The organism is Streptomyces sp. SID3343 (genome assembly GCF_009865215.1).
Lineage (GTDB): Bacteria > Actinomycetota > Actinomycetes > Streptomycetales > Streptomycetaceae > Embleya.
On the sequence record NZ_WWJX01000223.1, the window covers coordinates 1 to 7,534 of the forward strand.

Annotated in this window: 5 protein-coding genes and 1 pseudogene; 2 read left to right on the forward strand and 4 right to left on the reverse strand. The window is 70.1% G+C overall.

The features are described from left to right. Positions 1–303: 303 nt before the first annotated feature. On the reverse strand, positions 304–1,968 hold the full coding sequence (locus GT354_RS08150; protein WP_161355589.1) for a hypothetical protein: 1,665 nt from the start codon (positions 1,966–1,968) through the stop codon (positions 304–306). On the opposite strand from GT354_RS08150, the gene GT354_RS08155 reads away from it, so the two are divergent. Further along, positions 1,955–2,101, forward strand: coding sequence for a hypothetical protein (locus GT354_RS08155; protein WP_161355590.1), 147 nt, complete (start codon positions 1,955–1,957; stop codon positions 2,099–2,101). The genes GT354_RS08150 and GT354_RS08155 overlap by 14 nt on opposite strands. 100 nt (positions 2,102–2,201) lie before the next feature. Beyond that, positions 2,202–2,833: pseudogene (locus tag GT354_RS08160) on the forward strand (transposase); the annotation flags it as partial. 236 nt (positions 2,834–3,069) lie between these two features. Here GT354_RS08160 and GT354_RS08165 read toward each other — a convergent pair. The 3 genes from GT354_RS08165 to GT354_RS08175 form a co-directional block, all read right to left on the reverse strand. Beyond that, positions 3,070–4,644, reverse strand: coding sequence for an amidohydrolase (locus GT354_RS08165; RefSeq protein WP_346011921.1), 1,575 nt, complete (start codon positions 4,642–4,644; stop codon positions 3,070–3,072). Between the two features lie 203 nt (positions 4,645–4,847). Beyond that, positions 4,848–6,293, reverse strand: coding sequence for an amidase (locus tag GT354_RS08170; protein ID WP_161355591.1), 1,446 nt, complete (start codon positions 6,291–6,293; stop codon positions 4,848–4,850). Positions 6,294–6,432: 139 nt separating this feature from the next. Continuing rightward, positions 6,433–7,326 (reverse strand): ABC transporter ATP-binding protein, encoded by an 894-nt coding sequence (locus tag GT354_RS08175; RefSeq protein ID WP_161355593.1) that lies wholly within the window; start codon positions 7,324–7,326, stop codon positions 6,433–6,435. Positions 7,327–7,534: the final 208 nt, after the last annotated feature.

A 7,534-nucleotide genomic window follows, 5' to 3' on the forward strand; every position in this document is an offset into this window, starting at 1 on the left:
CTCCGGAGCCGTGTGCGCAGGTTCGAATCCTGCCAGGGGCACACAGAGTCATCAGTCTCAGCAGCCGCGATGCGTCGTGAGCTGCTGTTTTGGTTTCCGGGCTCAAACTCGGTTTTCACTTTCTGTGCGGGGGTGGGCGGCCGGATGAAGGCGTAGGCCGGGCGCTGTGCGTTATGCGCGTGGTGGTCTTTAAGCCGTTTTTGCGGGTCTCGCGTCGTATTGGCGAATCTCGCAGTAGAGGGGCGCCCCAGGCCTTCAGGCCCCTTCGCGTCGGGCCGGGATTGGAGCCGGACGAAGGTCGCCCTAGGTGAGGCCGCGGCGGGTGAGTTCGGTCAGGAGGTTGCGTTTGCGGTGGTGTTCGGTGCGTAGGTTGGTGAGTTCTTGCTGCCATTCGGGTTCGCGGTTGGCTGCTTGGGAGGCGGTTCGGGCCCGGGTCAGGAGGGCTGCGGCGTGGGCGTAGGAGCGGGGGTTGGCGGTCTTGATGAGGGCGACGGCTTCTCGTAGGTAGATCGGAATCACGGTTGCCGGGTGGGTGGGTTGGCGGGCCTCCGCGAGGCGTAGCCAGTGGGGGCGGTCGGCGCCGAAGGTTTCGGCGGCTTGCCAGGCGTCGTCGATGAGGTTCTCGGCCAAGAGGATGTCGATCAGGTCGTGGGATGCCCGGACCGCGGTGGGTGGTTGAGCGGCCGCGTCGCGCAGGGTCTGTAGGGCCTTCGTGCGGTAGTGGTCGAGTTCTCCGGTGGCGTGGGCGGCTTCGAGGAGGTGTTGGTATCGAGTGCGGGTCGGCTGTCGGTGGAATTGGTCCCAGCGGATTTTCAGGGTTTCGTCGTGTCGGCCGGCGGCGGTGTGGCGCCGGGTCAGGTAGTCGGCGAGTTCCGCGTCGTTCGGGTGCTCGGCGAACCCGCGTTGGGCCCAGGCAAGGCCCTCTTCGGCGCGGCCGGTGGTGGTGAGGACGTCGGCGATACGTACGAAGGTGTGGCCGTGGGTGAGGTCGTCGGCGAGTGCCTTGACCCGGGCGTCGGTGTTCTTTCGGGTATTGGCCAGGCATTGGCGTAGGTGCCGGATCAACCAGCGCGGCGGGCCGCCTTGGGGTACAGCCTCCAGTCGGCCGGCGTAGTGGGTCATGCCTGCGTCGCCCAGCGGCTCTGCGTAGTCCCGGATTCGCAGTTCCGGCCATTCGTGGTTCGCGAGTTGGAACGCGAGGAGCCAGTCGGCCAGTTCGATGGGATCGGTCGAGGCTTTCAGGCACGCCTCGGCGTGTAGTTCGACCAGTGTTTCGCCCTCGACGGTGATGCCACTGTCGTAGTCGTCGATCTTGGCGACGCCGGCGCCGATCAGGGTCAGGGCTCGGCCCGCGAGGTCCACTACGGCTGCGTGGTGGCCGGCTGCGTGCAGCTCGGTCAGCGTCTCGGCGATGTCGGCTACCGCTCCGGCGTAGGTACGCGCGCCGTGTCGGTCCAGGTGGCCGTGGGCGCGTAGCGAGCGGTTCAGGTGGTCGCGAATCGACGTGATGTCGGGGCCGGAGCCGGCGTCGGTGCGGGCGGCACGCAGGGTGAGGCGTCGGCGGAGCGCGGGGTCTCGGTCGGCGGCTTCGTGGAGGAGGGTGACGAGTTCGTCGCGGTCGAGGGAACCGAGGTAGGCGTGGAGGTCGATCGGGGGGCGGCGCGAATCCTCGGTCGGATCGGTGTCGACGGGATGCAACGCCGTCGATCGGAGATAGACCAGGCCGGTGGCCACGCAGTGCTTGCAGAAGTAACCCTGGTCGCCGTACGGGCAATCACATTCACCGGTGAGGTTGTTCGCTTCGTATTCCAGGACGACCGAGTAGGTGTCGGTTCCTTCCACCGACGCGGTGACGATGCCCGGATCGTCCTCCGCCAGGTTGACGACGGCTTCGACGTAGCTTTCGCCGCACTTGAAGGACTTGGGTCCGGCGGCGTCGAGGAGGTCCTGCTCGGTGAACGGCGACACGATTTACATCAAAGCGCATGCGGGCGAGGCCGGTGGTCGCAAGGCCGCAGATCTGTTGTTACTCGCGTACTGGGACGGACAGGCATCGTCGGGCTGCGAGCATGTGTTCGGGCTCGGGTACGTTCGCGAGTAAGGGACTGATGCGACGAACGGCCGCGGCGGCTGGTTGGCGCCGGCGACCGCGATGAACCGCAGCCGCCGCGCCCCGACTCTCAGCCCACCAACCCCGTTACGTGCGCAAGGCCGGCCGCCACAGACTCGTGGCCCTGATACGTCCGACGGCCCCGCCCACGGCCGAACGTCTGGTCAACGACACCTGCGACGCGCTCGACGAACAGACCGTCGTCGTCCCCGGCACCGCCACCCTCGACACGGTCGCCCCCTCCCCGGCCCGCTCGCTCGCCGCCGTCCACGAACAACGACGGGCCGTCGAGGCGCAGATCGGCGAGCTCTTGGCGGCCCATCCTCTTTCGCAGGTCCTGATCTCGATGCCCGGAGCCGGCGTCAGGACCGCAGCCACCGTCCTGGTGACCATCGGCGACGAATCGGCAGTCCCCACCGCCGCCCACCCCGCCTCCTACGCGGGCCCGGCCCTCGCGACGAAGTCCGCCGGCCCCTCCATCAACGGCGAGCACGCCCCCCAGGACGGGGAATCGGCCGCTGGAACGGGCGATGCTCCTCTCGGCGTTCGCGGCCCTGCACAACCCCGCATCCCGCACATAACACGACCGGATACAGAGCCCGCAGCAAGACCCACACCCCGGCCCTCCTCCGCGTCGCCCGCCGGCGCATCGGCGCCCTGTTCGCCATACGCAGAGACGGCTCGTTCCACGAATCCCGTCCGGCCGAACCGGTCGCGGCATGACCCGCTCACGCTGGACGAAAGACATAGGGGCGCCGTCCGGCCCCTGACCCCCAGGACCACCACCCGCAGGCCCGCCTACGCCAGGTCGCGAGCCGCGACCAAGCCGGCCACCCTGGCCCCGCTCGCCGCCACGTCGAACGAACCGTCCGACGAGAACGACGAAGCCGGCGAGGCGGCCCAGAAGGCACACAAGGCACACAAGGAAGGCAAGGAAGGCGAGGAAGGCGAAGAAGCGATCACAACCCCTCCCCCGCGTACACCGCCGCCCCCTCGACGTACGTCCCCAGCACCCGCGCCTCGCCGATCTCCGCCGTCGGACCTGCGTACGGGTCGCGGTCGAGGACGACCAAGTCCGCCAGCTTGCCCACCTCGATCGTTCCCGTGTCGTGGTCGCGGTGGTTCACGTACGCCGTGCCCACCGTGTACGCGGCGAGCGCCGTCGTGAGGTCGATCCGCTGCTCCGGCAGGAAGACCTGGTCCGACGGCTCGGCGAAGGACGGGAGTACCCGGTTGACCGCGGTGTGGATGCCCCACATCGGGTTCGGGGCGCTGACCGGCCAGTCGCTGCCTGCGGCCAGGGTCGCCCCGGTGCGCAGCAGATCACCGAACGGGTATTGCCAGGCGGCTCGTTCGTCGCCGAGGAACGGGATGGTCAGTTCGTCCATCTGGGCCTCGTGCGCGGCCCACAGCGGCTGGAGGTTGGCCGTCACGCCCAGGGCGGCGAAGCGCGGTACGTCGTCGGGGTGCACCACTTGGAGATGCGCGATGTGGTGGCGTCGGTCCCCGCGCCCGTTGGCCGCCAGCGCCTGCGCGAAGCCGTCGAGTGCCTCGCGCGCCGCCCGGTCGCCGACCGCGTGTACGTGGACCTGGAACCCGTGCGCGTCCAGCAGCGTGACGTGCTCGCGCAGCGCGGCCGGGTCGACGAAGCTGAGCCCGCTGTTGCCGGTGTGGCAGCCGCAGCCGTCGAAGTACGAACCGTTCATCGCGGCCGTGAAGTTCTCCGCGACCCCGTCCTGCATGATCTTCACGCTCGTCGCCCGGAACCGTCCGACCGTGGACGCGGCCCGCAACTCCAGCAAACGGTCGAGCTGTTCGGCACCCCGGTCCCGTTCCCACCACAGCGCGCCCACGACCCTCGCGGTCAACTGCCCCGAACGGGCGGCCCTCAGATAGGCGCCCAGCGGGTCCAGGCCCGGGTGCGCCGATCCGACCATCGCGTCCTGCCACGCCGTCACGCCGACCGCGTGCATCCGTGCCTGGCCCGCGAGCAACGCCCGCAGACCGTCGGCGGCGTCGAGAGCCGGTACGAGGTCGCCGACCAGCGCGGCCGCGCCCTCGTGCAGGGTGCCCTGCGGCGTACCGTCGGCCTCGCGCTCGATCCGGCCGTCGGCCGGGTCCGGGGTGTCCCGTCCGACGCCCGCGAGTTCGAGGGCCCGCGTGTTGACCCACGCGCCGTGGCCGTCCGCGTTGATCAGGAATGCCGGGCGCTCCGGCACGATCGCGTCGAGTTGCCGGCGGCTCGGGGTACCGCCGGCGAACGCCTCCATGTTCCAGCCGCCGCCACTGATCCACTCCTCGTCGGGCCGGCTGTCGGAGTACGCGCGAATCGTGGCCAGCGTCTCGTCCGCGTCCCGCGCCTCGGAGAGGTCGCAGCGGATCAGCGTCATGCCCGCGAGCGCCGGGTGCACGTGCGAGTCCTGGAAGCCGGGCAGCAACGCCCGACCGGCCAGGTCGATCACGTCGGTGCGCGGGCCGATCAGCTCGCGTACGTCCGCGTCGTGTCCGACGGCGACGATCCGACCGTCGCGCACGGCCACTGCCGTGGCCCGGGCGGCGCACCGCGTCGATCGTGTGGACCGAACCACCGCGGAAGACGACATCGGCAGGGTTGGACATGGAACTCCTAGCAACCGTAAGGAAACGCGAGAAAGCGGGGACCTCGACAGAGATCAATGTGAAAGGGACGTTGCGCGGAACGCGGAACGCGACAACCGACTACCGGGCGAGGCCGCAGTCACAGCGCAGGAATGCCCACGCCCGTGTAGTCCCACGGCCGTACCCGCTCCAGCGCCGCCGCGACGCGGAACACCGTGGCGTCGTCGTAGAACCGGCCGACGATCTGCACGCCCGTCGGCACCCCGGTCGACGCGTGGCGGCCGGACGGCACGCTCAGCACCGGACAGCGACTCGCGATGTTGAACACCGTGGTCAGCGACGCCTCCAGGTACGTCTCCAACTCGACGCCGGCGACGGTGACCTTGGTCGACGTGTAGTCGTCATCCGCCACGAACGCGGGGATACCGACCGTCGGGCACAGCAACACGTCGTATCGGGTGAGCAGTTGCCCGATCTCGGCCTGGATCGCGGCCTCGCGCTCAAGGCCCGCGAGCAGCCCGCCCCGCTCGGCCGCGCCGACGCTGTCCTTGGCGAACTTCAGTGTGTACGCGTTGAGTTGCTCGCCATACTCGGCGGCGACCCCCTGCACCCACGACCCGAAGATCGCGCCGAAGTGGATCATCGCGGTGTCCATCACGTCCCGACGGGAGATGTCGACGGCGACCTCCTCGACGATCGCTCCGGCCTCCCGCAGCGCCACCGCCACCGCGCGTGTGTTCGCCTCGACCTCGCGGTCGATCGGCCAGTCGCCGAGGCCGATCGACAGCGCGACCCGCAGCCCCGCGATGCCCTCCGGCGCGGCGGGCAGAATCAGCTTGGGGCTCAACGCGGCGCCGTCGCGCGGGTGTGGGCCCGCGATCACGTTCTGTAGGAGCACGCAGTCGGTGACGGTGCGCGTCATCGGGCCGTCGTGGCAGTACGTGTCGAGGTTGAACGGCGCCATCGCCGGGACTCGGCCGTACGGCGGCTTGTACCCGACCGTGCCGGTGAAGGACGCCGGGATGCGGATCGAGCCACCGATGTCGGAGCCGGTCGCGAGCGTGGTGCTGCCGGCCGCGAGTGCCGCGCCCGCGCCGCCCGACGAACCGCCAGGCGAGTACTGCGGGTTCCACGGGTTGCGGGTGATACCCCACAGCTCCGATCGGGTGAACCCCGCGCAACTGAACTCCGGCGTCGTGGTGCGCGCGTGCACGATCCCCCCGGCCTCGACGATCCGCTCGATCACCGGGTGCGTCACGGCGGCGATCTCGGTCGCGAACGGCACCGAACCCTCGGAGTTGGTCCGGCCCGCGATGGGCTGCTCCTCCTTGGTGGCGACCGCGAGCCCTTCGAGGGGCCGGGGTTGGCCACCCTTGCCGGCGTAGCGGGCCTCGGCAGCGCGCGCGGCGGACAGGGCTTCGTCGTACATCCGCTCGGCGAGGCAGTTGACGGTGGGCTCGACGGTCTCGGCGCGCGCGATGATCGCGGTCATCAATTCGACGGGGGACAGCGAGCGGTCCCGAAATCGGCGCAATGCCTCGGTCGCCGGGAGGTACGCGAGTTCGTCGGTGGTGCGGTCGGTCATGACGAGAGCCGAATCCTTTCCTTTGTTCCACGGTGGGCCCGATGGGTCCGGTGGGCCCGACGCGTACGACGCGTACGACGGGCACATCTACGACAGGGACAGCAGGTACAACAGGCGGAACCGAAGCGGCGGAATCGACCTAACCCTCGGGCTCGACCGAACTTCCCGGCTCGACGGTCCCCACCGCCCCCGCCGCCCGCGCCGTTCCCAACGCACCCACCGCCCCCGCCGCCCCCAACGCGCGCCGATCCGCCGCGATCCGAGCGGGATCCCACCCCACCCGCGGCACGGAGTCCAGCAGAAGCCGGGTGTACGGATGCTGCGGACGCGTCAGGACCTCGACCGTGGTGCCCGCCTCGACCACCCGGCCGCCGCGCAGCACCACCACGTCGTCCGTGACGTGCCGAACGACCGCGAGGTCGTGGCTCACGAACAGGAAGCCCACGCCCGCGTCCCGCCGGATCCCGGAGAGCAGTTCGAGGATCTGCGCCTGAATGGACACGTCGAGCGCCGCGACCGCCTCGTCGAGGATGAGCACCTTCGGTTCGGCCGCCAGCGCCCGGGCGATCGCGACGCGCTGGCGCTGCCCGCCCGACAGGGCCTTGGGCAGGGCCGTCGACTCGCGCTCGCCCAGCCCCACCTGCTCCAGCAACTCCGTGACCCGCCGGGCCCGCTGATCTTTCGTCAGCGAGAAGTGCAGCCGCAGCACCTCGTCGATGCACGCGTCCACCGCGATCCGCGGGTCGAGGGACAAATACGGGTCCTGGAAGACCATCTGTATCTCCCGTGCCCCGGCTAGCCGTTCGCCCCGGTTGCGAGTCTTCGCCGCTCGCTCGCGTCCGCCGATCCGGATGCTGCCCGAGTCGGGCGTGGCCAGGCCGACCAGCATCCGCGCGGTGGTGGTCTTGCCGCACCCCGACTCGCCGACGATGCCGAGCGAGCCACCGGGAGCGAGCGTGAACGACACGCCGTCCACGGCCTTGTGCTCGCCGAACGTCTTGTGCAGGCCGGAGACTTCGAGCGTGGTGTCCATGGCGGGCCCTGTCACGTCAGCTTCCCTTCGTCGGACCGGACAGCCGTCCCTTCGACAACCCCGGAAGACATCCCGCCCTCGGACCGGACCGACGACCCTTCGACAACCCCGCAAGACGCCCCGCCCTCGGACCGGACAGCCGCCCCCTCGACAACCCCGGAAGACATCCCGCCGTCCGACCGGACAGCCGCCCCCTCGACAACCCCGG